The organism is Micromonospora echinofusca (assembly GCF_900091445.1).
Lineage (GTDB): Bacteria > Actinomycetota > Actinomycetes > Mycobacteriales > Micromonosporaceae > Micromonospora > Micromonospora echinofusca.
Genome location: NZ_LT607733.1, coordinates 2219769 through 2244833 on the forward strand (window position 1 = coordinate 2219769; position 25065 = coordinate 2244833).

A 25065-nucleotide genomic window follows, 5' to 3' on the forward strand; every position below is an offset into this window, starting at 1 on the left:
ATCACCATGGCTGAGTGGGGCACCTCCTCCCCAGGTCACCTTGTCGACCTGCTGGAGACGACGGCTGAGTCGACCCCCGACCGAACCGCCATCCACTCCCGCGACGGAGCGGTCACCTATCGGGAACTCCACGAGCGGGCGGGCCGGCTGGCCGCCCTGCTGCGTGCCGACGGGATCGGCCCGGGCGACGTCTGCGGCGTCCTGGCCGGGCCCTCGACCGAGGGCGTCGTCGCCATCCTCGCGGTGGTCCGCGCCGGCGCGGCCTACCTGCCGCTGTGCCCGTCGCTGCCCCCGGCACGGATCGACGACGTCGTCGTCCAGGCGCGACCGCGGCTCGTCCTGTCCGCCGAGCCGACGGAGCGGACGCTGACCGGCGACGTGCCGGTGCTGCCCCTGTCGGTGGCCGAGGACCGGGCCCGGGACGTGCCCGCCCCGGCGGCGCCCCCGGCGATCCAGCCGGAGGACGCCGTGATGGTGCTCTTCACCTCCGGCTCGACCGGTACGCCGAAGGGGGTGGTGGTCCCGCACCGCGCGCTGCTCAACCGGATCCTCTGGGGCCAACGGGAGTACCCGGTGGGCGCCGACGACCGGCTGCTGCACCACACCCGCTACATCTACGACTTCTCCGCCTGGGAGGTCTTCGCGCCGCTGGCGTTCGGGGCGACGCTCGTGGTCGGCGACTTCACCGCGTACCCCGACTTCGACGCGATGGCCGAGATCATCCAGAAGCACGACGTCACCATGGTGCACTTCGTACCGTCGGTCATGTCCGGCTTCCTCGGCCGCGACGCGGCACGCCAGTGCACCTCGCTCAGCACGGTCTTCTCCGGCGGGGAGAGCCTGCCCGCCTCGCTCGCCCGGCGCGTCACCGAGACCTACGACGCCACGCTCTACAACCAGTACGGCCCCACCGAGACGTGCATCGACTCGACGTTCTTCCGCTACGACCCGGCGGCGGAGGACGCCGGCGGGGTGCCGATCGGACGCGCGGTCGACGGCACCCGGCTGTACGTCCTCGACGACCGGCTCCGCCCGACGCCCGACGGCGTCGCCGGGGAACTGCACATCGCCGGCGTCGGCCTGGCCACCGGATACCTTGGCCGCCCGGACCTGACCGCCGAGCGGTTCGTGCCCGACCCGTTCGGCGGTGACGGGGAGCGGATGTACCGCACCGGGGACGTGGTGCGGCGCCGACCCGACGGAAACCTCGAGTTCGTCGGGCGGACCGACCGCCAGGTCAACGTACGCGGCGTGCGGGTCGAGCTGGGGGAGGTGGAGGCCGCCCTGACGGCCCACGCCGAGGTGACGCAGGCCGTGGCCCTGGTCACCGACGACGAACGCGCCCACCTGGTCGCCTGGGTGGCGGCCGCGCCGGGCACGGTCGACGGCGGCACGCTGCGCGAGTTCGTGCAGCGGCGGTTGCCGCGCCCGTTCGTACCGGATCAGGTGGTGGTGGGCGACACCCTGCCGCTGCTGCCGACCGGCAAGGTCGACCACGGCGCGGTACGGGACCTGGTGGCCGCCGCCCTGCACCGCACCCCCGGCGCGGACGCCCCTGGGACCGGCGGGCAGGAGGCGGGCGGGGTGGCCGGCGAGGTGGCCGCGCTGTGGCGGGACATCCTGGAGGTCGACCAGGTCGGCCCCGACGACGACTTCTTCGAACTCGGTGGCCACTCGCTGCTCGCCGTCGAGATGGTCAGCGTGCTCAACGAGCGGCTGGGAAGCGCCATCGATCTCGCCGACTTCTTCGAGAGCCCCACCGTGCGTACGTGCGCGACGCTCATCGAAGCAGACGGCGCCAGATGAGGCCGGCTGTCGCGGGAACGAGGCGATGACCGGCAGCAGCGGGCGCGGCCCGGAGCAGCTCGTGGCGTACCTCGCGACGTCGGACGCCGCGCTGGACGAGGCGCAGGTCCGGCGGTTCCTCGCCGGACGGCTACCCGCCCCGCTCATCCCGTCCAGCTTCGTGCTGCTCGACGCGCTCCCGACGACGGCCAGCGGCAAGATCGACCGCCGTGCCCTACCGGCCCCCCGGCCCACCGGCGATGGCGGACGTGGCGCCCCGGTCGGCGCCCTGGAGTCCCGCCTGGCGCAGGTCTGGGGCGAGGTGCTCGGCGTGCCGGCCGAGCAGGTGGGACGCGACGACGACTTCTTCGCGCTCGGCGGGCACTCCCTCGCGGCCATGCGGCTCGCGGGGCGGCTGGGGGAGTTCGCCGGCAGCGCGGTCACCGTCCGGACCGTCTTCGAACATCCGACGCTCGCCCGTCAGGCGGCGCTGATCGGCGACGCGGCCGGGCTGGCGCCCGCCGGGATGCAGCCCCGTTCGGCGCCGGTACCCCGGTCGGGCGGGGACCGCCGTCCGCTCTCCTTCGGGCAGCAGCGGCTCTGGCTGTTCGAGCAGGCGCGTCCCGGCACCGCCGCCTACGTCGTCAACGCGGTGTCCCGCACCGGCCAGGTGCTGGACGAGAAGCGACTGACGGTCGCCGTCGACGACGTGGTGCGGCGGCACGAGGCGCTGCGCAGCCGGTTCGGCGACACGGACGGGGTGCCGTACCAGCAGGTCGAGCCGGATCTGCGGATCCTGCCGACCGCGCACGACGTCCGCGACCCCCGGGCGGGGCGGGCTCTCGGGGCCGCCCGCGCGATCGTCGAGCGAGCGGCGGAGACGCCCTTCTCCCTGCGGCACGGGCCGCTGCTGCGGGTCGACCTGATCCGGGTCGCCGACGACGACACCTGGCTGTCGCTGACCCTGCACCACATCGTCTGCGACGGCTGGTCGCTGGAGCTGCTGGTCCGTGAGCTGGCCGACGCGTACCACCGCACCGACGCGGGCGCGGCGGTGCCGCCGCCGTTGCCCGTGCAGTACGGCGACTACGCCGCCTGGCAACGGGAGCGGCTGGACGGCCCGCGGCTCGACCGGCTGCTCACCCACTGGCGCGGGCTGCTGGCCGACGCGCCGGTCCGGCCCCTCGTCCCCACCGACGCGCCCGACCCGACGCGCGACTACACCGGCGGCACCGTCGACTTCACGATCAGCGCGGCGCTCACCCGACGGCTGCGGTCCGTCTGCCAGGACCACGACGTCACCCTCTACATGCTCCTGCTGACCGGCTTCGCGGCGCTGCTGGCCCGTCGGTCGGGAGAACGCGACATCCTGGTCGGCACGCCGGTGGCCGACCGGGACGCGCGCGAGACCGAGCCGCTCATCGGCTTCCTGGTCAACACGGTGGTCCTACGGATGACCGTCGAGCCCGCGGCACCCCTGCGCGACCTGCTCGCCCACGTCCGTCAGGTCACGCTGGACGCCTTCAACCACAAGGAGCTGCCCTTCGAGCGGCTGGTGGCGGAGCTGAGCCGCGCCGGAGCGACGGAGCCGGCCCTGTTCCAGGCGATGTTCGCCCTCCAGAACGCCGTGCCGGTCGCCGGCGGGCACGACTTCGGCCCGTACGAGGTGACCTCCGGCACCGGCGGCACGGACCTGGTCATGTCGATGGAGGAGGTCGACAGCCACCTCGTCGGCCGCCTCGAGTACGACACCGGCCTGTTCCGGCCCGACTCGATGCGGGTGCTGGTGGACCTCTACCGCGAGATCCTCGCCACCCTGGCGACCGTCCCGGAGGTGGCGACGGCAGACCTGCCGGCGCTCAGCGGCACCGAGTGGCAGGCGCTGGTCCACGACGCGAACGACACCGTGGCGGCGTACCCGCACGACCGGTGCGTCCACCAGCTGATCGAGGAGCGGGCCCGCAGCGCCGGTGACCGGGTCGCCGTCGTCTGTGGGGCCGAGAGCCTCACGTACGCCGAGCTGGACGCCCGGGCCGACGCGCTGGCCCGACGCCTGCTGGCCCGCGGCGCCGGTCCCGACCGGCTCGTCGCCGTCGGCGTGCACCGGGTGGAACTCGTCGTGGCGTTGCTCGCCGTGCTGAAGTCGGGCGCGGCCTACCTGCCGGTGGACCCGAGCCAGCCGGCGTCCCGGGTGGCGGCGGCTCTGCGGCAGGCGCGGCCGGCCCTGGTGATCGGCGACACCGTCGAGGCGCCACCCGGCACCGAGGTGGTGTCACCCGCCGCGGACCCCGCGCACGAGCCGCCGCCCTTCGCCGGCGCGCTGCCGGCCGTGGACCCGGACCACCTGGCGTACGCGCTGTTCACGTCCGGCTCCACCGGCGTCCCCAAGGGCGTGATGGTCAGCCACCGCTCCCTCTGCGCCGAGGTGACCTGGCGCAACGGATACCTCGGGCTGGGCGCCGACGACGCGGTCCTGCAGACGTTCGCGGCCTCGTTCGACCCCTCGGTCTGGGAGATCGTCGGCACCCTGGCGGCCGGGGCCCGGCTGGTCCTGCTCCCGCACGGCGCCGACGACGACCTGCGGGCGGTGGCGGACTCCCTGCGTGCCGGCGGGGTCACCGTGCTCCAGGCGGTGCCGTCGAAGCTGCGCCTGCTGCTGGCGACCGACGCCTTCGCCGGGGCCCGTGGGCTGCGCTGCCTGGTCGCCGGTGGGGAGGCGCTCCCCGCAGACCTCGTCGCCCAGGTCCACGCCGCGGTCCCCGCCGACCTGCACAACCTCTACGGCCCGACCGAGGCGTGCATCGACGCCACCGCCTTCCCGGTGCCCCGGCCCCTACCGGGCAGCGACGCGGCGCCGATCGGCCGGCCGGCCGGGAACACCACCGTGCACCTGCTCGACGAGCGCGGCCGGCCGGTGCCCCCCGGCGCACTCGGGGAGCTGTACATCGGCGGCCTCGGGCTGGCCCGTGGCTACCTGCACCGCCCCGACCTCACGGCCGAGCGGTTCGTGCCCGACCCCTTCAGCGACGAGCCGGGCGCGCGCCTGTACCGCACCGGGGACCTCGCGCGACGCGACCCGGACGGCGACATCCGCTTCGTCGGGCGCCGCGACGACCAGGTCAAGGTCCGCGGCTACCGGGTCGAGCTGGGCGAGATCGAGGCGGTACTCCAGGGGCATCCCGCGGTGCGGCACGCCGTCGTCCTGCTGCACGGGGAACCCGCCGCCGAGCGGCACCTCGTGGCGTACCTGACGGGGGACGCCCCCGACACCGCCGAACTGCGCCGGTACCTGCGCTCCCGGCTGCCGCACTACATGGTGCCCACCGCGTACGTCGTGCTGGCCGCCCTTCCGCTGCTGCCCAGCGGCAAGGTCGACCGGCGGGCGCTGCCCGCGCCGGAGCGGTACGACACCGTGGGGCACGACCGCACGCCGCCGCGTACCCCCACCGAGCGACGCCTCGTCGCGCTGTGGGCGCAGGCGCTGGACGTGCCCGTGGAGCGCATCGGCGTGCACGACAGCTTCTTCGATCTCGGCGGGAACTCGCTGCTGGCGGCGCGGTTGAACGCCCGGATCGCCGGATCTTTCGGAGTCGAGATGCCCCTCGGGCGTCTGTTCGACCACCCCACGCCCGCCGAGTTGGCGACGGCCGTGGAGGAGCAGGTGATCGACCTGGTCAGCGCGTTGTCGGACGACGAGGCCGCGCAGTGGCTGAGCCGACTTGGACCGACCACGGAGGAGGAGTCGTCGTGACGGAACCGTCCAACGCGCGCCGCGAGCTCATGCGCCGGTTGCTTGCCGGCGACAGCACCGGCGAGCAGCCGATCCGGCGCCGACCGGCGGGGACGCAGCCGCTGCCGTTGTCGTTCGGCCAGCAACGGTTGTGGATCCTCGACCAGCTCGACGCGGACGCCGCCGCCTACAACGCGAGCGTGGTCTTCCAGGTCGCCGGCGACCTGGACGCCGACCTGCTCGACCGGGCCGTGCGGACCGTGGTCGCGCGACACGAGATCCTCCGCACCGTGTTCCGCCGGCAGGACGGGCAACCCGTCCAGGTGGTGCGGCCCGACATGCCGGTGCCGATCCGGCACGACGACCTGCGTGCCGTGGCCGAGCCGGGCCGCTCCGAGGCCGCCCGCAAGCTGGCGGCCGACGAGGCGGCGGTGCCGTTCGACCTGGAGCGGGGGCCGCTGCTGCGCCTGCGGCTGATCCGTCTGGACGCCGCGGACTGGCGGCTCTGCCTGACCATGCACCACATCATCTGCGACGGCTGGTCGCTGGACGTCCTCGTCGACGAGCTGTCGGCCGCCTTCTCGGCGCTCGCCGCCGGTGACGCGCCGCGGTTGCCGGAGCTGCCGGTGCAGTACGCGGACTACGCGATCTGGCAGCGGGAGCAGCTGCGGGGGCCCGGCCTCGACCGGCTGCTCGCGCACTGGCGCGGCCGCCTGGCCGGTGCCCCGACGGTGCTCCAGCTCCCCACCGACCGCCCCCGGCCTGCGGTGCAGTCGTTCCGGGGTGCGACGGTTCCGCTCGTGCTGCCCCCGGACGTGGTGCGGCAGATCCAGGCCGTCTGCAAGCAGCGCCAGGTCACCCCGTTCATGCTGCTGCTCGCCGGGTTCAAGGCGCTGCTCGCCCGCTACAGCGGCAGTGCGGACGTCGTCGTCGGCACCCCCGTCGGGCACCGCCGGCACACCGCGCTCGAACCGCTGGTCGGCTTCTTCGTCAACACGCTGGTGCTGCGTACGGCCGTCGCGGGCGGGTCGTCCTTCGCCGACCTGCTCGACGGCGTGCGGGCCACCGCGCTGGACGCGTTCGAACACCAGGACCTGCCGTTCGAGCGGCTGGTCGAGGAGCTGAGCCCCGAACGCGACCTGAGCGTGAACCCGCTGATCCAGGTGCTGTTCGTGCTGCAGAACGCGCCGGCGGGCGCACGCCGGCTCGGCGCGGCCTCGCTGACGGCGACGGATCCGGACACCACGACCGCCAAGTTCGACCTGACGCTGTCGCTGGAGAGCCTCGGCGACGAGATCGTCGGCCGGATCGAGTACAGCACCGACCTGTTCGACCGGTCGAGCGCGCAACGCATCGCCGACAGCTACGTCACCCTCGTCGCGGCAGCGGTCGCCGAGCCGGACCGGCCGGTGGACCGGCTGCCGTTGCTCACCGCCGACCAGGAGCACCGGCTGCTGCGCGGGCACAACGACACCGTCGCCGAGTTCCCCGCCGACACGTGCCTCGCCCAGCTCGTCGAGGCGCAGGTCGCCCGTACGCCGGAGCTGACCGCGGTCAGCTGTGGTGCCGGGTCCCTGACCTACCGGCAGCTCAACGCCCGGGCCAACCAGCTCGCCCGGTTGCTGCTGCGGCACGGCGCCGGGCCGGACCGACTGGTCGGAATCTTCCTGGACAAGTCGCTGCACGCGGCGGTGGCCATCCTGGCCACCCTCAAGGCCGGCGCCGGCTACGTGCCGCTGGACCCGACCTATCCGGCCGAGCGGGTGGGCCACATGCTCACCGACTCGGCGGCCACCGTCGTGGTCACCCGCTCCGCCCTGCTGCCGGCGCTGGCCGAGATCACGACCGAGGTCCGTACCCTCGACATGGACACCCTGGACGACGCCCTCGACGCGCTGCCGGACGGCGACCTGCCGCCCGCCGCGCGCCCGGACGACCTGGCCTACGTGATCTACACGTCCGGGTCGACCGGCCGCCCCAAGGGCGTGATGATGCAGCACCGCGCGCTGGTCAACCTGCTCGCCTGGTACGGGCGCGTACTGCGCCCCCGGGCGCGCATCCTCCAGTTCTCCTCGTTGAGCTTCGACGCCAGCTTCGCCGACCTGTTCTTCACCTGGTACAGCGGCGGTCAGGTGGTGATGATCGGCGACCGGGACGACCTGTCGCCGGCGGGCGTGCTGCGGGCGCTGGCCGAGGAGGGCATCGAACGGGCGGTGCTGCCGGCGGCGATGTTCCACCCCCTCGCCGAGGAGTACGCCCGCCGCCGGCCCGCGCTGCCCCGGCTCCGCGAGTTGGTCTCCAACGCGGAGCAGCTGGAACTGACGCCCATGGTGCGGGAGATGTTCGCGGCGCTGCCCGGGTGCGTGCTGCACAACCACTACGGCCCCTCCGAGACGCACGTCGCCACCGGGCACACCATGCTTCCCGGTGAGGCGTGGCCGTCGCACGTGCCGATCGGGCGGCCGATCTCCAACTCGACCCTGTACATCGTGGACCGGCACCTGCGTCCGGTGCCGCAGGGCGTCGTCGGCGAGGTCTACCTGGGCGGCACGGCGGTGGGGCGCGGCTACCTGCACCGTCCGGACCTGACCGCGCAGCGGTACCTGCCCGATCCGTACGCCACGCAGCCCGGAGGGCGCTGGTACCGGACGGGGGACCTGGCGCGGTACCTGCCCGACGGGGTGGTGGAGTTCCTCGGCCGGGCCGATCAGCAGGCCAAGATCCGGGGCTTCCGGGTGGAGCTGGGCGAGGTCGAGGCCGCCCTGGTGGAGGCACCCGGCGTGCGGCAGGCCGTGACGGCGGTGCACGAGTTCGCACCGGGCGACCGCCGGCTCGTCGCCTACCTCACCGGCGTCAGCGAGGACGGGCCGTCGGTCGGGGAGGTGCGCCGCAGCGTACGGCAGATCCTCCCGGAATACATGGTGCCGTCCTCGTACGTGGTGCTGCCGGAGTTCCCGCTGACCCCCAGCGGGAAGGTCGACCGGCAGTCGTTGCCAGCCCCGGAGCGGTCCCGGCCGGATCTCGGCAGCGTGCCGGTGGCGCCGCGTACCGCCACCGAGCGACTGCTCGCCGGGTTCTGGGCGGAGGTGCTCGACCTCGACGCGCCGCAGATCGGCGTGCACGACGGCTTCTTCGACCTGGGCGGGCATTCCCTGCTGGCCACCCGGCTGATTTCCATGATCAACGACGCGTACGGGACCGAACTCGGGCTCAAGCGGGTGTTCCAGCATCCGACGCCGGCCGGCTTCGCCGCGCTGCTCGCCGACCAGCTGGGGGAGGACGTCGCCGACCTCGTCTCCGCCACGGTGCTGGAGGTCGCTTCGATGAGCGCCGAAGGGGTCGAGCGTGGACTCACCGCTGCCACCGGCGGCGAGGTCGAGGGGGAGAAGCTGCCATGACCACCACAGACCAGGATCGACGACGCGTCCTCGTCGAGCGGCTGCTCGCCGAGCGCGGGGTGACCCGGACGACGAACCGGATCACGCCCCGCCCGGATCCCGCCGCGCCGGTGCCGCTCTCCTTCGCGCAGCAGCGCCTGTGGCTGACCGCGGAGCTCGCGCCGACCACCAGCGCCTACGCGGTGCGTACCATCCTGCGGCTACGGGGCCGCGTCAACGCGGCGACGCTGCGCCGGGCGACCGACGAGGTGGTACGCCGCCACGAGGCGCTGCGTACCGTCATCCGCCGGGTCGACGGCGATCCGGTGCAGGTCGTCCTGCCCGACCTGCCGCCCGTGTTCGCGGTCGACGAGGCCGCCGTGACGGGCCGTTCGGTGTCGGAGGCCGCCGCGCTCTTCGCCGAGGACGCACGGCTTCCCTTCGACCTGGCGAAGGGCCCCCTGCTGCGGCTGCGGCTGGTCCGCCTCGACGACGGGCAGTGGCTGTTCGGGGTCACCACCCACCACATCGTCTGCGACGGCTGGTCGCTGCGGGTGCTGCTCGCGGAGCTGACGTCGTGCTACGACGCGATGCGGCTCGGCCGGGTCCCGGACCTGCCGCCCCTGGAGATCCAGTACGGCGACTACGCCGTCTGGGAACGGCAGCGGCAGCACGGGCGGCACCTCGACCGGCTGCTGGAGCACTGGCGGGCCCGGATGGCGGGGGCGCCCGCCGTCCTGCGCCTGCCCACCGACCGGCCCCGGCCGAGCCGACCCTCCCACCGGGGCGCGACCGTGGCCTTCCCCGTCGAGGCGCCGACGGCGCACCGGCTGCGTGAGGTGGCCCGGCAGCGCGGCGCCACCCCGTTCATGGTGCTGCTGGCGGCCTTCGTGACGGTGCTGGCGCGCTACGCCGACACGGACGACGTGGTGGTCGGCACCCCGGTCGCCAACCGCTCCCGGCGCGAGCTGGAACCGCTGATCGGCCCGTTCGTCAACACGCTGCTGCTGCGTACCCGGGTGCACGACGGGGACACGTTCACCGCCCTGGTGGACGCGGTGCGCACGACCGCGACGGACGCCTACGAGCATCAGGAGCTCGCCTTCGAACGGCTGGTCGAGGAGTTGAGCCCCGAGCGCGACCTCAGCGTCCATCCGCTGTTCCAGGTGATGTTCGCCTACGACGACGGTCAGGCCGCCGCGGACCGCGTCCTGGGCGAGCCGGCGGAGCCGGTGGAGGTCGACGACGACACGGCCAAGTTCGACCTGACGTTGCTCTGCGCCGACGGCCCCGACGGGCTCACCGGGCGCATCGAGTACAGCACGGACCTGTTCGATCCCCCGACCGTCGAGCGGCTGGCCGGCCACTTCCGTGCCCTGCTCGCCGCCGCCGTCACCGCGCCGGAGACCCGACTGCGGGAGCTGCCGATGATGGGCGCGGCGGAGCGGCACCGGGTGCTGCACGAGTGGAACGACACCGACGCGCCGTACCCGCAGGACCGCTGCCTGCACCAGCTCTTCGAGGAGCAGGTGGCCCGTACGCCCGACCGGGTCGCGCTCGTCGACGCGGAGTCGGTCACGTTCGCCGAGCTCGACGCCCGGGCCAACCGGCTCGCCCGTCACCTCGTCGGCCTCGGCGCGGGACCGGACGTGCTGGTCGGCATCTGCCTGGAGCGCGGCGTCGAGATGGTCGTGGCGCTGCTGGCGGTGTTCAAGGCCGGCGCCGCCTACGTGCCGCTGGACCCGGGCTACCCGCAGGAGCGGCTGCGCTTCATCCTCGACGACACCGCCGCCACCCTGCTGGTGACCCGCACCGGGCAGCTGGCGCGGCTGCCCGTCGCGCAGGGCGTCCGGGCGGTCCTGCTCGACCGGGACGCGGAGGCGATCGACCGGCTCGACGGCACCGGGCCGGTCCGCGCCGGCTCACCGGACGACCTGGCCTACGTCACCTACACGTCGGGCTCGACCGGCCGGCCCAAGGGCGTGCTGGGCAGCCAGCGCGGGATGGTGAACTGCGTCTGGTGGCTGCTGCGGCACACCCCGTTCGAGGCCGGTGAGGTGATGGCCCAGCGGGTCTCGCTGAACTTCCTCGACGTCGTGTGGGAGATCCTCGCCCCCCTGCTCAGCGGTGCGCCGGTGGTCGTCTTCCCCAACGACGTGGTGCTCGACGTGGACCGCTTCGTCGACGCGATGGGCGCCGCCCGCATCTCCCGCCTGGTGGTCGTGCCGTCCCTGCTGCGCGAGCTGCTGGCCGGCGTCGACCTGCGCCGCCGCCTGCCCGACCTGCGGTACGTGTTCACCAGCGGCGAGGCGCTGCCGGCGGACCTGGCCGAGCGGTTCGCCACCGTGCTGCCGGGGGTCGTTCTGATGAACCTGTACGGCACCTCCGAGGTCTCCGCGGACGTCAGCCACCACACCCTGGTGCCGGGCGCCGGGCTGTCGAGCGTGCCGATCGGACGCCCCCTGTCCAACATGCGGCTGTACGTCCTGGACCGGCACCGCGATCCCGTGCCGGTCGGCGTGCCGGGCGAGCTGTACGTGGGCGGCATCGGCCTGGCCCGCGGCTACCTGGGGCTGCCCGGGGAGACGGCGGAGCGGTTCCTGCCGGATCCCTTCGGCGTCCTGCCCGGCGGACGGCTGTACCGCACGGGCGACCTGGTGCGCTTCCGGGCCGACGGGGAACTCGACTATCTGGGCCGGACCGACGACCAGGTCAAGATCCGTGGATTCCGTATCGAGCCGGGCGAGATCGAGGCGGCGCTGAACCGGCACCCCGCGGTGGAGCAGAGCGTGGTCGTCGACCGGGAGCAGCCGTCGGGCGGGCGTGCGCTGGTGGCCTTCGTCGTGCCCCGCGACGGGTCGTGCGATGTCGAGAGCCTGCGGCAGCACCTGCGCGACACCCTCCCCGAGCACATGGTGCCGACGCGGATCGGGGTGCTCGACGAGCTGCCGATGACGCCCAGCGGCAAGGTCCGGCGGGCCGCGCTCCCGGTCGAGGTGTCGGCGGCGGACACGCCCCGGCGGGCCGCGCCGGAGGGCACGGTGGAGTGTGCCCTCGCCGCCATGTGGGCCTCGGTTCTCGACCTGCCCGTGGAGCGCATCGGCCGCGACGACAACTTCTTCCACATCGGCGGGCACTCGCTGGTGGCCACCCGGCTGGTCAACATGGTGCGGCAGACGCTCGCCGAGGAGGTGCCCCTGCGCCTGCTGTTCGAGCGACCCACGGTCCGTGGACTCGCCGCGGCCCTCGGCGACCCGGGCGCCGCGCCGGCCGGCGACGCGGAACCGCCCCTGGTCCCGGTCGACCGGGACCAGGACCTGCCGTTGTCCTTCGCGCAGCAGCGCCTGTGGTTCTTCGAGCAGTTACGCCCGACGCTGGGCGCGTACAACGTCCGCTCGGCCTTCGAGCTGCGGGGCCGCGTCGCGCCGGACACGGTGCGGCAGGCCGTGGGCACCATCGTCGAGCGGCACGAGGTGCTGCGCACCCGCTTCCCGACGGTACGGGGCGTGGCGGCGCAGGTCGTCGACCCGGTCGCGGCGCCGCTGGTCGGCGTGGAGGACGTGCGCGGGCTCCCCGCCGCGGAGCAGGACGCCGCCGTGCGTCGCGTCCTCGACGAGGAGTCGGCCACCGGGTTCGACCTCGCCACCGGGCCGCTGCTGCGGGTCCGGTTCGTGCGCCTGAGCGACGAATCAGCGGTCCTGATCATCGTCATGCACCACATCGTGTGCGACGCGTGGTCGTTGCGGGCCTTCGCCCACGAGTTCCTCGTGCTCGCCGACGCGTCGACGCACCAACGGCCGGCACAGCTGCCCGACCTCCCCGTCCAGTACGCCGACTACGCGCAGTGGCAGCGGCGACTGCTCGACGGCACGCGCCTGGAGACCCAGCTCGGCTACTGGCGCGACCGCCTGGGCGGGGCGCCGCCGGTGCTGCCGCTGCGCACCGACCGTCCCCGGCCGGCGCAACAGACCTTCGCCGGCGCCTCCCTCACGTTCCGGGTCCCCGCCGAGCTGGTCCGCGGCGTGGACGAGCTGCGGCGGCGGCACGACGTCACGCTGTACATGGTGATGCTGGCGGCCTTCGACGTGGTCCTGGCCGCGCGCGCGGACACCACCGACGTGATCGTGGGTACGCCGGTGGCCAACCGGACCCGCCCGGAGATCGAGCCGCTGATCGGCTTCTTCGTCAACACCCTCGTGCTGCGTACCCGCCTGGACGGGGACCCGCCCTTCGGGGAGGTGCTCGACCGCGTCCGGCAGACCGCCCTCGGCGCCTACCAGCACCAGGACATCCCGTTCGAGCGGTTGGTCCGGGAGCTGAAGCCGCCGCGTGGCGCCCGGCACACCCCCGTCTTCCAGGTCATGTTCAACCTGATCAACCGTACGGAGGACCAGCTCGAGGTCGGTGACCTGCGGCTGACGCCGATCGGCTCGGACGAGGACGTCGCACGCTACGACCTGTCGTTCATCGTCTGGGAGGGGGCCGAGGAGCTGGAGTGCCAGCTGGTCTACAACGTGGACCTGTTCGACGTCGCGACCGCCGAGGACATCGCCTCGGACGTCCTGCGCGTCCTCCGGCAGGCGTGTGCCGACCCCGACGTCCGGTTGTCGCACCTGCTCCGCGGGATCGGTGGTGCCCGGTGAGGTACCCGACCGACACGACGCGGCTGCTCGACGAGCCCCAGCGCGGGCGCTGGCTGCGCGCCGAGGCGGCGACGCGGGCCGGTGGCGGCGTGAGCACCGTCGGTCTGGCGGTGCGGATCCACGGTCACCTCGACGCCGCCGTCCTGCGCGAGGCCGCCCACCGTACGGTCGCCGCGTACCCGGTGCTCAACACCGCGTACGGGCTGACGGGGGGAGAACCCGCCGACCTCGGGCCGGTCGCCCACAGCCTCGCCTTCGAGGAGCGGGACCTCGGCGTACGGCCAGCGGCGCTCCCCACGGCCCTGGCCCGGGCGCGGCGCGACCTGCTGGCGCCGATCGACCCGGCCGTGGGGCCGAACCTGCGGCTGGGCCTGTCGCGCCTGGCGGCGCACGACCACGTGCTGACGCTGGCGGCGCACCGGGTGGTCGCCGACCGCCGGTCCCTGTCGGTGCTGCTGGGCCGGCTCGGCCAGACCCACCGGGCGCTGCTGTCCGGCGCGCCGGTGCCGGCCCCGCCCGACGGTGGCGCGTACGACGCGGCGTGGTCGGCCGACGGCCGGGCCGAGGAACGGTTGTGGTTCTGGCGTGCCCGGTTGGCCGGGGTACCCGAGCGCACGTCCCTGCCCGCGGACCGGCCGGGGCCGGTCGACGCCGCGCGTGGGGCGCACCGGCTGTCGGTCCCCGCGGCGGCACTCACCTCGCTCCGGCGCTCGTCGCAGGGGGCCGGACCGGGCACCGAACTGCTGGCGCTGTTCGCGGTGCTGCTCGCCCGCTACGCCGGTACGACGCAGGTGACGATGGGGATTCCCGTCGATCTGCGCACCGACCTCGGGCAGGAGGCGGTCGGCCCGTTCGAGGACACCGCCATCCTCTGCCTGGACGTCCCGGCCGCCGCCGCTCTGCCCGAGGTCCTGCGCCTGACCCGCGCGGCCCTCGACGACGTGGAGCGCCACGGCCGCGTGCCGTACGACTGGCTGCTCCCACGGCTGCGGCCCGACCTGCCGATCGAGACGGACCCGTACGTCCAGGTGCGCCACACCCCGGCCCGGCCGGATCCGCTGCCCGCCGTCGCGGGCTGGCGGATCGAGCTGCTCGATGCCGGGAGCACACCGACGGAGGGCGAGCTGAACCTCGTCGCCGGGCAGGAGGGCCGGGGCGTCGCCGAGCTGGTCTACCCCGCCGCGCGGTTCGCGCCGTCCACCGTGGCCCGGATGGCCCGGCACCTCGGCAACCTCGCCACCTCGGCGGCGGCGCACCCGGACCGGCCGGTCACCCGGCTCGACATGCTGTCCGCGGACGAGCGGACCCTGATCCTCACCAGATGGGCTCGGGGCCGTCCGCCGGCGACGGGGGCGGCGCGGATCGCGACGGGTACGCCCGGCGCACCGCGACCCTGCCTGCACGAGCTGGTGGAACGGCACGCCGAGCGCACCCCCGACGCGGTCGCGGTGGTGGACGCCGGCCGGTCCTGGACGTACGCCGGACTCAACGCCGCCGCCAACCGGACGGCGCACCGGCTCATGGCGCTCGGGGTGGGCGCCGAGCGCCCGGTCGGCCTCTGCCTGGAGCGCGGCGCGGAACTCATCGGCGCCGCCCTCGCCACCCTCAAGGCCGGCGGCGCCTTCGTGCCCCTGGACCCGACCCACCCGACACAGCGGCTGCGGCACATCCTCGACGAGACGGCCGTGGCCGCGGTGATCACCGATCGCCGGTCCGCCGAACGGGTGCGGGCGGCGACCTCGGCCGTGATGCTGCTGGTCGACGACGACCCCCCGGCCGCCGTCCCCGGCGAGGTCCCGCCCGGGAACCCGGCCGGCCGGGCGACCCCGGAGAGCCTCGCCTACGTGCTCTACACCTCCGGATCGACCGGGCGCCCCAAGGGCGTCCTGGTCAGCCACGGCGCACTGGTCGGCCGCTGCGGCTGGGAGCACGACCTCGACGGCCCGACCGACCGGCTGGTGATGTTGCAGTCCAGTCACGTCACCTTCGACGCCGCGCTCTGGGAGATCTTCGCCCCGCTGACCGGCGGCGGCACGGTGGTGACCGTGCAGCACGGGCGGGAGGCCGACGCGGCGCACGTGAACGACCTGCTGCGGCGGCACGGGGTGACCGTGGCCGGCTTCACGCCCACGCTCCTCGCGGCCCTGCTCAGCGACGGCGCGTTCGCCGGGGTGTCCCTGCGCCGACTCGTCTCCGGCGGCGAGGTCCTCACCGGCGACCTGGCCGCCCGCGTGCTGTCCGGCGTGGACGCCGACGAGTTCCACAACCTGTACGGCCCCACCGAGACCTGCGTCGACGCGACGGGCCACCGGGTGACCGCGCCGGTGCGTCGGGGAACGGGCGTGCCCATCGGCCGGCCCGTCCCCGGCGCCCGCGCCTACGTCCTCGACCGGCACCTGCAGCCGTCGCCCGCCGGGGTGCCCGGCGAGCTGTTCGTCGGCGGCGCCGGACTGGCCCGTGGCTACCTGGGCGCGCCCGCGTCGACGGCCGAGCGGTTTGTGCCCGATCCGTACGCGGGCACGCCGGGCGCGCGGATGTACCGCACCGGCGACCGCGCCCGGTTCCGGGCCGAGGACGGCGCGCTGGAGTACCTCGGCCGGATCGACGAGCAAATCAAGATCCGCGGCATCCGCGTCGAACTGGGGGAGATCGAAGCGGCCCTCGTCGGCCATCCCGCCGTGACCGCGGCAGCGGTGGTGGTGACCGGCCGGTCGACGGCCGGCGCCCCACCGTCCGCGCCGAATCCCACAGCACCGAACGGAGCACCACGATGACGCAGGGACCGGTCGCCACCACCCCCGCGCCGCTGACCAGACACGGCAACTTCCTGAAGCTGTGGAGCGGCCAGTCGGTCGCGCTGCTCGGGTACGAGATCACCGAGATCGCGCTGCCGCTCGCGGCCATCCTGGTCCTCAACGCCAGCGCCGCCGACATCGGGCTCATCGGCGGCGCCCGCTGGCTGCCGTTCGTCCTGCTGTCGCTGTGGATCGGGGCGTGGTGCGAGCGGCGCCGGCGACTGCCGCTGATGGTCTTCGCCGACCTCAGCCGCGCCGTCCTGCTGCTCGCCGTCGTGGCGGCCGCGCTGACCGACCTGCTGAGCATGCCGCTGCTCGTCGCGGCGGTGTTCCTGTTCGGCGCGCTGACGGTGCTGTTCGACGTCTGCTACGCCACGGTCCTGGTCAGCGTGGTGCCGAACGAGCAACTCGTGGCCGCCAACGGCCGACTCCAGGCGTCGGCGTCCGTGGCCCAGGCGGGTGGGCCGGGGCTGGGTGGCGTACTCGTCCAGTGGCTCACCGCGCCCGTGACGCTGCTCGTCCAGGCCGGTGGCTTCCTGGTATCGGCCGGCTTCCTGTCCCGGATGCGGGTCGCGGAGGAGGTGGCGGACGACGGGACGCGCCCCGGCGCCGTCGCCGCTGTCAGAGGGGGTCTGCGAGCGGTCTTCGGCGACCCGCTCCTGCGGTCACTGGTCTGCGTCGGTGCCGTGTTCAACCTGTTCAGCCAGTGGGTGGTCGCGTTGTTCCCGCTGTTCGCGGTGCGCGACCTGGACCTCAACCCGGGGCTGCTGGGCCTGATCATCTCCGCCGCCGCCGTCGGTGGTCTCGTCGGGGCGATGGTGGCGACCAGGCTGAGCACGATGCTCGGCCCCGGGCCGGCGATCGTGCTGTCCTCGGCGGTGGCGTCGGTCCCGCTGATCCTGGTGGCGTTCACCCCGGACGACAAGGCCGTCGCGGTGGCCTGGTTGATCTCCGTCTTCGCCGTCGCGGGGTTCGGCTGGACCATCGGCGGCATCCTCATCACCAGCATCAGGCAGGCGTACACCCCTCGCGCCGTGCTGGCCCGGGTCAACGCCACCTATCGATTCCTCGCCTCCGGGCTGGTGGCGGTGGGCGTCTTCGCCGGCGGACTCCTCGGGGAGGCCACGACCGTCCGCACGGCGCTCCTGGTCGGCGGGCTCGGGTCGGTGATCGCCGTGATCTGGGCCCTCTCGTCGCCGGTCCGCCGGCTCACCCAACTGCCAACTACGAGCAACTGAAACGGGGAGACACGCAGCATGGTGACACACAGTGTGGCCGCCGCCCTGGCCCGGGCTCGCGCGGCGCAGGCACAGGCCGAGCACTGGTCGCAGGACCGGGTGGACGCCGTCGTCGCGGCGGTGGGCTGGCGGTGCTACGCGCCCGAGCAGGCCCGCGCGCTCTCGACGCTCGCCTACGACGAGACCCGCCTCGGCGACCGCGAGCACCTCTACACCCTGCACCGCCGCAGGGTGCTGGGCACGTTGCAGGACCTGCACGGGGTGACGACGGTCGGCGTGGTCGAGGACCGCCCCGACCTGGGGGTGCAGAAGCTCGCCAAGCCGATCGGCGTGATCGCGGTGGCCAGCCCGAGCACCGCGCCGTGCAGCGGAGTGATCGGCAACGCGTTGCCGATGTTGAAGACGCGCAACGCCGTCGTCTTCAGCCCCAACCCCAGCGCCCGCATCTCGGTCCTGCGCACCGTCGAGGTGATGCGCGCGGCGCTGGCGCAGGTCGGCGCCCCCGTCGACCTGGTGCAGTGCCTGGAACACAGCAACCGGGAGGCGGCCGAGGCGCTCATGCGGGCCGCCGACCTGGTCGTCGCCGTGGGCGGCGGGGGCACGGTGGCCCGGGCCTACATGAGCGGAACGCCCGCGATCAGCGCCGGGGTCGGCAACGCCACCGTGGTCGTGGACGACAGCGCCGACCTGAAGGAGGCCGCCACGAAGATCGTCCACGGTGGTGGCTTCAACAACGGCACCTCGTGTTCCTCCGAGAGCAACGTCCTGGTCGACGCGACCGTCGAGGTTCCGTTCGCGGCGGAACTGGCACGTGCCGGCGCGCATCTCTGCGACGACCAGGAGACGGCCCGCCTCCGGACGTTGCTGTGGAACGGCGACGGCCGGCTCAACCGGGACGTGATCGGACGCTCCGCCGCCACGTTGGCGGCCGAGGCGAAGATCCAGCTTTCGTCGGACTCGACGTCCGTGCTGATCGCCCGGGTCCCCGACGTCGACCTGGCCGACGTCCTGTTCACCGAGAAGCTGGCACCGGTGGTGACCCTCACGCCGTACCGGCACTTCGACGACGCGGTCGCCGCCGTGGCGGCGATCACCGACGCCTGCGGGCGCGGACACAGCTGCGGCATCCACAGCCACCGCCCCGACAGGGTGGCCCGACTCGCCGAGCGGGTCCGGCTCTGCCGCGTGATGGTCAACCAGTCGACCGCGGTCGGCAACAGCGGCAGCTTCGAGAACGGGCTGCCCTTCACCTCAACCGTCGCCAGCGGCAGCTGGGGCGGGTGCGCGCAGTCGGAGAACGTCACCTGGCGCAACTTCGTGAACTACACGTCGGTGTCGCGTCCCGTCCAGCGGCAGCTCCGTACCGAGGAGGAGCTCTTCGGCGGGCACTGGTCCGCCCACGGCCGCTCCGTCGGGCCCGTATGCGACGCCCTGTACGACGACACGCTGGTATGACGGCGCCCTTGCGCCGCGGGAAGGGACGGTTGTGAGCACCGCAGACGTGACCAAGGCGTTCGCCCTGGAGGCGGAACTGTACGACGTGATGCCGGGCCGCCGCGCCCAGACCGACGTGGCGTTCTACCGCGACCTCGTCGAGCGGCACGGTGGCCCGATGCTCGAACTCGCGTGCGGGACCGGCCGGGTGTCGATCCCCTGCGCGAAGGCGGCCGGCGAGGTGGTCGGCGTCGACCTGGCTCCCGCCATGTTGGCGCAGGCGCGCTCCCGGGCGGAGGCGGAGGGGGTCGCCGACGTGGCGTCGTTCGTCGAGGGCGACATGTGCACCGTCCGCCTGGACCGCACGTTCCCCCTCGTGACCATGGGCGGACAGCCGTTGTTCTTCCTGCCCACCGACGAGGCGCTGAAGGCGGCCCTGGAGACCGTCCGGGTGCACCTCGCGCCCGGCGGACGGTGGGCGACGGGGGTGCCGGTGCTGCACTGGGAGGATCTCGCCGCCCAGCAGGACCGCCTGCTGTTCGTCGCCGAGGTCCGCCACCCGCGTACGGGCCAGCGGGTCGCCGTCTGGGACTACACCTCGGTGACCGAGGTGACCCAGGTGGCCACGCGTCGGCGCATCACGGAGATCCTCGACGAGGACGGGCTCGTCCTGGAGCGGCGTCACTCGATGCAGACGCTCCACTACCGCCATCCGGCCGAGTTGCAGCGGCTCATCCGCGACGCCGGATTCGTGTTCGAGGAGATCCATGGCTCCTATCAGGGCGCCCCGTTCGGCCCGAAGGCCAGGCAGATGGTCTGGGTCGCCAGGGCGGCCGACAACTGACGACCCGTCCGACCGTCGGGCGGGTGCAAGCCGATACGAATCGATCGGGGGAGAGACGAGGATGACCGACATCACAGAGAAGCCGGGCACCGTCGGTGACGGCATCCAGGCGCCCAACGCCGGATGGTCGTTCGCGGGCGAGGCCAGCGTCAACTTCGACGCGCACGTGTCCAAGAGCGTGCCCCTGTACGACTCGGGGCACGAACTGGTGGAGGAACTGTCGGACTTCTTCGTCGCCGACGGCAGCGTGGTCTACGACCTGGGCTGTTCGACCGGGGCGTTGACGAGCCGTCTGGCGCAGCGGCACCGCCACCACAACGTGCGGGTCATCGGCGTGGACTGCGAGCCGGACATGGTGGCGGTGGCCCGCCAGCGGTGCCGGCCCTACGACGCGGTCGAGGTGGTCCTGGCGGACCTGGCGCAGCTGTCCCTGGAACGCGCCGACTTCGTCGTGCTCTACTACACGCTGCAGTTCGTGCCGCCCAAGTTCCGCCAGGACGTGCTCAACGAGATCTACTCGGCGTTGAACTGGGGCGGCGCCCTGATGATGTTCGAGAAGGTCCGCGCTCCCGACGCGCGGTTCCAGGACATCGCGACGCAGTTGTACACGGAGTACAAGCTCAGCCGCGGCTACACCGCCGAGGACATCGTGGCGAAGAGCCGCAGCCTCAAGCGCGTCCTTGAACCGTTCTCCACGCAGGGAAACCACGACCTGCTCGCCCGTGCCGGGTTCGTCGACGTCATGACGGTGCAGAAGTACGTCTGCTTCGAGGGATTCCTGGCGATCAAATGAGCGGGGACGACGAAGGAACAGGGGTCGAACACGACCTGCGCGCGCAGAAGGAGATCATCGTCCGGCGGGGCACCATCGACCTCCTGGACGACGAGATCCTCGCGTTGATCAGGCGCCGCCGCGAGGTGTCCGCCGAGATCCAGGCCATCCGGATCTCGGCGGGCGGCTCGCGGATCGCCACCCGGCGGGAGCACGTCGTCGTCAGCCGGTACACCGCCGTTCTCGGCAGTAGGGGAGCGGAACTGGCCGCCGTGATCCTGCGCATCAGCCGGCAGGGCTCGGGAGCGGCCCGATGAACCCGCCGACGGGCGTCCCATCGGCCTCCCGTGACCGCTCCCGACCGGTGTTCCACCCCTGGTCCGCCCAGGGCGCCGCCCGGCAGGTCCGCGTCGACGGCGCCGCCGGCTGCTGGTTCTGGGACCGCGACGGCAACCGCTGGCTGGACCTGCACTCGCAACTCGGCAACCTGCACCTCGGGCACCAGCACCCGGTGCTGGTCGAGGCGGTCGGTGCCCAGGCGGCGCGGCTGTGCACCCTGGCGCCGTCGTACGGGTACGAGGTCCGCGACGAGGCGGCGCGGCTGATCCTCGACACGATGCCGGACGCGATGCGCTCCGTGCTGTTCACCAACGGCGGCGCCGACGCGAACGAGCACGCACTGCGGATGGCACGCCTGGTCACCGGCCGCCCCAAGGTGCTGGCCGCCCACCGGTCATACCACGGGGCGACCGACGGCGCGATGGCGGTCACCGGCGACCCCCGGCGCTGGTCGGCCGAGCCGCCCGGCTCCCGGACGGTGCGGTTCTTCGGGCCCTACCTCTACCGTTCGGAGTTCCACGCCACCACCGCCGAGGAGGAGTGCGAGCGCGCCCTGCGGCACCTGCGCCGGCTGATCGGATACGAGGGGCCGGAGACGGTGGCCGCGATCATCCTGGAACCGGTGGTGGGCAGCAACGGTGTCCTGGTGCCCCCGCCCGGCTACCTGCCCGGCGTCCGCGAGCTGTGCGACGAGTTCGGCATCCTGCTGATCGCCGACGAGGTCATGACGGGGTTCGGCCGGTGCGGTGCCTGGTTCGCCGGTGACCTCCACGACGTCGTGCCGGACCTGCTGACCTTCGCCAAGGGGGTCAACTCCGGCTACGTCCCGATGGGCGGAGTCGCCGTCGGCGAGCGGGTCGCCGCGTACTTCGAGGACCGGCCGTACCCCGGCGGGCTGACCTACTCCGGCCATCCGCTGGCGTGCGCCTCGGCCGTCGCGTCGATCGGCGTCCTGCGCGACGACAAGCTCGTGGAGCGGGCGGAACTGCTGGGCCGTACGGTGCTCGGACCGTCGCTGGCGCGGCTCGCGCAGCGGGTGCCCGTGGTCGGTGAGGTGCGCGGCGTCGGGCTCGCCTGGGCGATCGAGCTGGTCAGCGACCGCGACAGCCGCGAGCCGCTGGCGCCGTACGCGGCTCCCGGGCCGCTCGCACCCCCGATGGCGCAGCTGCTCGCCGCCTGCCGCGAGCGGGGCGTGTGGCCGCTCGTGGCCGCCAACCGGGTGCACCTGCTTCCCCCACTGATCATCACCGAGACCGAGCTCGAGCGCGGGATCGAGGCGGTCGCCGACGCGCTGACCGCCGTGTTCGGCGGGCACCGGCGCGTGACCACAGGACCGACGGGAGTGACGACATGAGCGGCATCACGGGCTGGGTCGACTTCGACCGGCATCCGACCGGCGAGCCCACGGTCACCGACGCGATGATCGCCGCCCTGGTGGACGGCGGGGGAGGAGCCGACCGGTGGGCCGCCGGCCCCGCCCTGTTCGGCGCCGTACGGCCCGGTCCGCACGGCGGACCCACCGCCTCCGGGGCGGCGGGCGGCGGCATCCACTCGGTCTCGGAGGCGGGTACGCCGCTGGCCACGGTGGTCTTCGCCGGCACCCTGCACAACGGCGCCGAGCTGCGGGCGGAGCTGGGGCACGGGTTCACCGGCCCGGACGACGCCGAGACCGTCCTGCGGGCCTACCTGCGGTGGGGCGAGGGATGCGTGGACCGCCTCAACGGCATGTACGCCTTCGCGGTCTGGGACGTCCGGGAGCAGGAACTCCTGCTCGTCCGCGACCGGATGGGCGTCGAGCCGCTCTACTACTTCGACCTGCCGTCGGGCGTGCTGTTCGGGTCGTTGCCGAAGGCGGTCTTCGCGCACCCGCGGGTCCCGCGCCGCGTCGACGCCGACGGCTTCCGGGAGATCGTCTCGGTGGTCAAGACACCCGGGCACGCCATCGTGGCGGGGCTGCGGGAGCTGCCGCCGGGGCACCTGCTGCGGCTGCGCCGGGACGGCCGGTCGCAGCGGTGCTACTGGCGGGTGCCGGCCCACCAGCATCCGGACGACCTGCCCACCACCATCCGCACCGTGCGGGAGTTGCTCGACGACATCGTCGAGCGGCAACTGCGGGCGGACACGGAGGTGTGTTCCCTGCTCTCCGGAGGGCTGGACTCGAGCACCATCTCGGTCCTGGCCGCCCGGACGCGCGCCGCGCAGGGCCGGGCGGCCTTCCGGACCTACTCGGTCGACTTCGTCGGCTACGCCGAGCACTTCCAGGCCAGCCACATGCGTACCACCCCCGACGCGCCGTTCGTGGCCGAGGTGGTCCGGCACGCCCGCACGACCCACGAGGCGATCGTGCTCGACAGCGCGGAGCTGATGGACCCGGGACTGCGGGGGGCGGTCCTGCGGGCCATGGACCTGCCGACCGGGATGGGTGACCTGAGCGCCTCCCTCTACCTGCTGTTCGGCGCCGTCCGGCAGCGGCAGGCGGTGGTGTTGTCCGGCGAGTCGGCGGACGAACTGTTCGGCGGGTACAGCTGGTACCACGACCCGGCCGCCGTGGCGGCGGACACCTTCCCGTGGCTGCCCCGGACCCCGCCGGAGCAAGGCTCGGGCGGCGGCGTCTTCGACCCCGCGTTCTTCGCCTGGCTGGACGTCCCCGGCTACCAGAAGCGCCGGTACCGTGAGGCGTTGGACGAGGTGCCCACGCTGCCCGGCGAACCCGACCAGGACCGGCGCATGCGGGAACTGACCTACCTGAACCTCACCCGGTTCTCGCCCATGATGCTGGACCGCAAGGACCGGATGAGTCGGGCGGCGGGGCTGGAGGTCCGGCTGCCGTTCTGCGACCACCGCCTGATCGAGTACGTGGTCAACGTGCCGTGGGCGATGAAGTCGTTCGACGGCTTCGAGAAGAGCCTGTTGCGCGCGGCCGTCGAGGACGTCCTGCCGCCGGGCGTCCGGCAGCGGCGCAAGAGCCACTTCCCACGCACCCAGGACCCGGCCTACCTCGCCGCGCTGCGCGCCGAGTTCGCGGCGCTGACCGCCCGGCCGGAGGAGCCCGTCGTCCGCCTGCTCAACGCCGACACGGTCCGGCGCATGGTCGCCGCGGACGCGCCCGCCGACAGCCGCGCCACCATGGAGGGGCTGATCGAACTCAATCACTGGCTGACGAGCTACGACATCACCCTGGACGTGTGAGGAGCCGGTGGTGACGGACTCGCAGGGACTGGTCGTTGCCCTGCCGCCGGCCGGCGGCGGTACGGGCATGTTCGCCCCGCTGCGCAAGGCGCTGCCGGACGGCGTCACGGTGGTGGTGCCGGACCTGCCCGGACGGGGCCGACGGATGCGTCAGCCGCCGGGGCAGACCGTCGACGGTCTCGTCGCCGAGCTGGCTGCCGAGTTGGCGCCGCGGCTCGCACGGCAGCCGTACGTGGTCTTCGCGGCGTGCTTCGGCACCGTCATCGCCCTGGAGCTGGTCTGGCACATCATCGACCGGGAACTGCCCCGGCCCCGCGCGCTACTGGTCTCCGGGCGCCATCCCCCGCAGACGGCTCCCGCGTTCGAGCCCCTCGCCGAGCACTCCGACGAGGAGATCCTCGACCGTCTCGGGCAGAGCTGGCCGTCCGGGTCCGCGTGGCACCAGCTGCCCGAGACGTTCCGGGCGCTGATGGTGCGCCAGGTACGCATGGACAACGACCTGGGGCTGGGGCACCGTCACGTCCCGCGCGGACCGTTGCCGATCCCGGTGCGCGCCTACCACGGGATCGACGACCCCGAGCTGACCGTCGAGGACGTCGCAGGGTGGAGCGCGCACACCGCCGAGCCGTCGCCGGTGCGCCTGGTTCCGGGCGGGCACTACTTCTTCATGAACCACGTCGACGAACTGGCCGAAGGGCTCACCGCCGCGCTCGCGTCGCCGCCCCGCTGACGAGCCGCCCCGCCACCGGACCGGGCCGGCGACGCCGGCGGAATCTACGCATGGACGTACGCCATTGCCTTGCTCCTCGTGATCACCTAGGTTTTCACCCGATCGCACCCAGCCGCAGCGAGCACCTCCCCGGCTCTGGCCAGGCAGCGAGACAGCACCCATCGCGCCGCCGACGTGACTTAGGAGCTC

Annotated in this window: 13 protein-coding genes; all 13 read left to right on the top strand. The window is 73.5% G+C overall.

Annotated elements, in window-relative coordinates; genetic code table 11:
- Nucleotides 1–6 precede the first annotated feature (6 nt).
- The 13 genes from GA0070610_RS09940 to GA0070610_RS10000 all read left to right on the top strand — a co-directional run bounded on the left by GA0070610_RS09940 (nucleotide 7) and on the right by GA0070610_RS10000 (nucleotide 24876).
- A complete protein-coding gene (locus GA0070610_RS09940) occupies nucleotides 7–1806 on the top strand; it encodes a non-ribosomal peptide synthetase (protein WP_088999757.1) in 1800 nt (599 codons plus the stop codon).
- 25 nt (nucleotides 1807–1831) lie between these two features.
- The gene (locus GA0070610_RS09945) at nucleotides 1832–5536 is read left to right on the top strand and encodes a non-ribosomal peptide synthetase (RefSeq protein WP_088999758.1); all 3705 of its coding nucleotides are present in this window, start codon (nucleotides 1832–1834) and stop codon (nucleotides 5534–5536) included.
- Nucleotides 5533–8913: a non-ribosomal peptide synthetase gene (locus tag GA0070610_RS09950; protein ID WP_088999759.1), complete on the top strand. Its 3381-nt coding sequence runs from the start codon at nucleotides 5533–5535 to the stop codon at nucleotides 8911–8913. Before GA0070610_RS09945 ends, GA0070610_RS09950 begins: the two co-directional genes overlap by 4 nt.
- Nucleotides 8910–13535, top strand: a complete 4626-nt coding sequence (locus GA0070610_RS09955) for a non-ribosomal peptide synthetase (protein WP_088999760.1) — start codon at nucleotides 8910–8912, stop codon at nucleotides 13533–13535. The genes GA0070610_RS09950 and GA0070610_RS09955 overlap by 4 nt, the downstream gene beginning before the upstream one ends.
- Nucleotides 13532–16309, top strand: a complete 2778-nt coding sequence (locus GA0070610_RS09960) for a non-ribosomal peptide synthetase (protein ID WP_172896509.1) — start codon at nucleotides 13532–13534, stop codon at nucleotides 16307–16309. Before GA0070610_RS09955 ends, GA0070610_RS09960 begins: the two co-directional genes overlap by 4 nt.
- Nucleotides 16306–17568 (top strand): MFS transporter, encoded by a 1263-nt coding sequence (locus GA0070610_RS09965; RefSeq protein ID WP_088999762.1) that lies wholly within the window; start codon nucleotides 16306–16308, stop codon nucleotides 17566–17568. Before GA0070610_RS09960 ends, GA0070610_RS09965 begins: the two co-directional genes overlap by 4 nt.
- A gap of 18 nt (nucleotides 17569–17586) precedes the next feature.
- A complete protein-coding gene (locus GA0070610_RS09970; protein ID WP_088999763.1) occupies nucleotides 17587–19023 on the top strand; it encodes an aldehyde dehydrogenase family protein in 1437 nt (478 codons plus the stop codon).
- Between the two features lie 31 nt (nucleotides 19024–19054).
- On the top strand, nucleotides 19055–19846 hold the full coding sequence (locus GA0070610_RS09975; RefSeq protein ID WP_088999764.1) for a class I SAM-dependent methyltransferase: 792 nt from the start codon (nucleotides 19055–19057) through the stop codon (nucleotides 19844–19846).
- Nucleotides 19847–19907: 61 nt separating this feature from the next.
- Nucleotides 19908–20639 carry a methyltransferase domain-containing protein gene (locus tag GA0070610_RS09980; RefSeq protein WP_088999765.1) on the top strand — a complete coding sequence of 244 codons (732 nt, stop codon included), beginning with the start codon at nucleotides 19908–19910 and terminating at the stop codon, nucleotides 20637–20639.
- Nucleotides 20636–20935: a chorismate mutase gene (locus GA0070610_RS09985; protein ID WP_088999766.1), complete on the top strand. Its 300-nt coding sequence runs from the start codon at nucleotides 20636–20638 to the stop codon at nucleotides 20933–20935. The genes GA0070610_RS09980 and GA0070610_RS09985 overlap by 4 nt, the downstream gene beginning before the upstream one ends.
- A complete protein-coding gene (locus GA0070610_RS09990) occupies nucleotides 20932–22311 on the top strand; it encodes an aminotransferase class III-fold pyridoxal phosphate-dependent enzyme (protein WP_088999767.1) in 1380 nt (459 codons plus the stop codon). The genes GA0070610_RS09985 and GA0070610_RS09990 overlap by 4 nt, the downstream gene beginning before the upstream one ends.
- Nucleotides 22308–24146 (top strand): asparagine synthase (glutamine-hydrolyzing), encoded by a 1839-nt coding sequence (gene asnB / locus GA0070610_RS09995; protein WP_088999768.1) that lies wholly within the window; start codon nucleotides 22308–22310, stop codon nucleotides 24144–24146. The genes GA0070610_RS09990 and asnB overlap by 4 nt, the downstream gene beginning before the upstream one ends.
- Nucleotides 24147–24156: 10 nt before the next feature.
- The gene (locus GA0070610_RS10000; RefSeq protein WP_157747114.1) at nucleotides 24157–24876 is read left to right on the top strand and encodes a thioesterase II family protein; all 720 of its coding nucleotides are present in this window, start codon (nucleotides 24157–24159) and stop codon (nucleotides 24874–24876) included.
- The last annotated feature ends 189 nt before the right edge of the window (nucleotides 24877–25065 follow it).